This is a genomic window from Pseudonocardia sp. (assembly GCF_029263155.1).
GTDB lineage: Bacteria > Actinomycetota > Actinomycetes > Mycobacteriales > Pseudonocardiaceae > Pseudonocardia.
Genome location: NZ_JAJCYB010000115.1, coordinates 1 through 2,936, shown reverse-complemented (window position 1 = coordinate 2,936; position 2,936 = coordinate 1). Strand labels below are relative to the sequence as shown.

The window sequence follows — 2,936 nt, the reverse complement described above, 5'->3', positions numbered from 1 at the left end:
GCGATCTCGCTGGCCGCGGTCGGCATCGGCACCATCGGGAAGTCGCCGAGCATCGTGCGCTTCGGCGCGTGCTGGACGATCACCGCGGCCGGGCGGCTGCCCCGCAGGATGTGCGCGGAGGTCAGGTATGCGGGGTGGCTGAGCGCGCCCTGGCCCTCGACCACGATCACCTCGGGGTCCTCGCCCTCGAACGCGGCCACGACCTGGTGCTCGACCTCGCCCGAGCAGAACTGGGGGACCAGCGCGTCCAGCGCGACGCCGTAGCGCCCGCCCTGGATCAGGGTGGTCTGGCCGGTGCCGACCATGACCGCCCGGATGCCGTGGGCGTTCAGCGCCTGGACCAGCAGGGTGGCGGTGGTGCGCTTGCCGATCGCCCCGTCCGTGCCCAGGACCGCGATCCTCGGGCAGGTCACGTCGAAGATGCGTCCGGAGAACAGGTGCAGGTCACGCTTGGCCTTCGGCCGGCGCACGTCGGTGATGGTGACGCCGGCGATCACGGCTGCGGCGACGAACTCGGCGTCGTCGTTGAGGAACTCGTGCAGGCCGTTGATCACGTGCATGCCGCGGGCGATGCCGTCGAGCAGCACGATCCGCTGGTCGTCCGACAGCAGGCCGTCGGCCGGCGCCAGCCCGCAGATCAGATAGTCGGGAACCTCGCCGGCGTGCGCGATGGACTCGTCGAGCGAGGCCAGCACCGGGATCCCGTTCGCCGCCCCGTCCAGGAACTGCCCGGCGTCGACCCCGGCCCGGAGGCTGTCGATGACGCTGAGGACCTGGTAGCGCTCCGAGTGCCGGACCAGGCCGTTAGCAGTCTTACCGTCCTGCTCGCCGAACAGCGCCTCGCAGTAGACGACAGCGGTGCTGCCGGCGGGTAGCGCGAAGGGCGCGGCGGGGGTGACCGACTCGCCCTGGTCGGGCGCATGCAGAAAAGGGGTACCGCTGACGAGCGAAGACATGCGCATCCTCTGAGAAGTCTCAGAGAAGGCGACGGGTTCGTGGCGGGGCCGGTGGGCCCAACGTTGCGCGAGTGGTCTGCCCTGAGGATCGGCAAAGTTACCGACGCGTCAAGTCTACCCGGTCAGGTCCGGGCCGCCGTAGATGTGCGCGGTGCTCATCCGCATCCACACCGGCGGTGGCGTGGCCGCGGTGGCGGGCGATCATCCGGACGTCGGGGGATCGAGATCGGGCGGGCGGGCGCCGAGGGCGAGGATCAGGCCGAGAACCTGGTCCGGGTCCTGCAGGATGTCGCCGTACAGCGACCTGAGCTGGGTCATCCGGTAGCGCACGGTCTGCGGGTGGATCAGCAGGTGCTCGGCGACGTCGTTGCGTCGTCCCTGGTGCAACAGCCACGACAGCAGCGTCTCGGTGAGCCGCTCGGCGGTGGCGTCGGGCAGCTCGGCGAGCGGGGCGAGGGCCCGGGCGCGCAGGTCGGCCAGGGCGTCGGTGTCCGCGGTGAGGACGAGCTCGGTGAGCAGGCCCTCGGTGTCCAGGCCGCCCGGTTGCATCCCGCGCAGGCGCAGGACCCGCACGGCGCGCTGGTAGGACCGGGACACCTCGGTCCACGGCTTGGCCGGCCCCACCACCGCCGGCTCCTGGGCCAGCGCGCGCCACACCGCGGAGCGCGGCTGGCCGGTGTCCGGCACGAGCAGCACCCGCAGGTCGCCGGGCAGGCCCTCGTCGATCACGTCGGCGGCCAGGTTCAGGGTGCGCGGTTCGAGCGCCCCGGCCAGGAACCGGGCCCGTTCGGCGCCCACCAGCAGCACCGTGAGGGTCTTCGGCTGCTCCCAGTCGGCCCGCTCCGCATGTTCGACCAGCTCGTCGGGCGGCGCGGCGGAGAGCAGGGCGCGGCCCAGCCGCTCCCGGTACATCTCCCGGACCCGGCCGCTGGTGGCGAGCTCGTCGCCGTGGCCGGCCACGCTCGCGGCGGAGAGCTGGTCGATGTAGGCGAAGACCTGCTCGGCGAACCGGACGATCATCTCCGGTGGGACCCGGGCGGCGACCGCCGCCCCGCCCCACTCGTGCCAGGCGGTCCGCGCGCCGACCCGGTACGCGCCGAGCAGCGCGTCGATGCTGCGGCCGGACCGTGCCTCGCCACCGCCCAGCCCGTACGCCCCGTCCAGCGCGGGGCGCAGCGCCTCGCCCGGGTCGGCGTGCTCGATCATCCGCAGGAACGCGTCCAGCGCGACCCGGACGGCCTCGATGATCTTCGCTGCCATCCGGCCCTGCAGCGGGTCGGCGTACTCGTCGATCTCCGCGACCACTGCGGCTACCGTCCGGGCGGCGACCGCCGGCAGCTGACGGCGCAGGGCGGCCACCACATCCGGGTCGATGACGAGCACATCGTCGTCGGTCTGCGTTGGATCGGGCACGAACTATCTCCTGTGAACAAAGAGGTCCGGGCAGGTCACCTTCCCCGGCCAAGATGTTATGTGTCAAGAACGGTCACACTGAGGCCATGACTTCCATGAGCACGCCCACCCGGCCCGAAGGCACGGCGGTGACCCGTGCGGGCTCGCGCATCCGCCCGGCGGTGCCGGACTTCGAGGCGGAGCCGAAGAGCCGCACCGAGCGCGTCCTGCTGGTGGTGTTCGTCGTGCTGCCGTTCCTGGCGGTGCTCGCGGCCGTCCCGGTGGCCTGGGGCGCCGGGTTGCTCGGCTGGAGCGACGTGCTGATCGGCCTGGTGATGTACATCGTCGCCTGCCTCGGGGTCACCGTCGGTTTCCACCGCTACTTCACCCACGGCGCGTTCAAGGCCAAACGCCCGTTGAAGATCGCGCTCGCGGTCGCGGGCAGCCTGTCGTTGGAGATGAGCGTGGTCGACTGGGTGGCCACCCACCGCCGCCATCACAAGTTCTCCGATCTCGAGGGCGACCCGCACTCCCCGTGGCGCTTCGGCACCGACTGGAAGGCCCTGATCAAGGGTCTGTGGTGGGCGC

3 protein-coding genes are annotated in these 2,936 nt (G+C 71.8%); 1 reads left to right on the top strand and 2 read right to left on the bottom strand.

Annotated features, from left to right (window positions below; all coding sequences use genetic code 11):
• Positions 1 to 956, bottom strand: a 956-nt coding sequence (locus Q1K26_RS24140; protein WP_300017470.1) for a DUF1611 domain-containing protein, incomplete at its 3' end; no start/stop codon positions are given.
• A gap of 201 nt (positions 957 to 1,157) precedes the next feature.
• Positions 1,158 to 2,369: a PucR family transcriptional regulator gene (locus tag Q1K26_RS24135; RefSeq protein WP_300017467.1), complete on the bottom strand. Its 1,212-nt coding sequence runs from the start codon at positions 2,367 to 2,369 to the stop codon at positions 1,158 to 1,160.
• Between the two features lie 86 nt (positions 2,370 to 2,455).
• Here Q1K26_RS24135 and Q1K26_RS24130 point away from each other — a divergent pair.
• Positions 2,456 to 2,936, top strand: a 481-nt coding sequence (locus Q1K26_RS24130; protein WP_300017464.1) for an acyl-CoA desaturase, incomplete at its 3' end; no start/stop codon positions are given.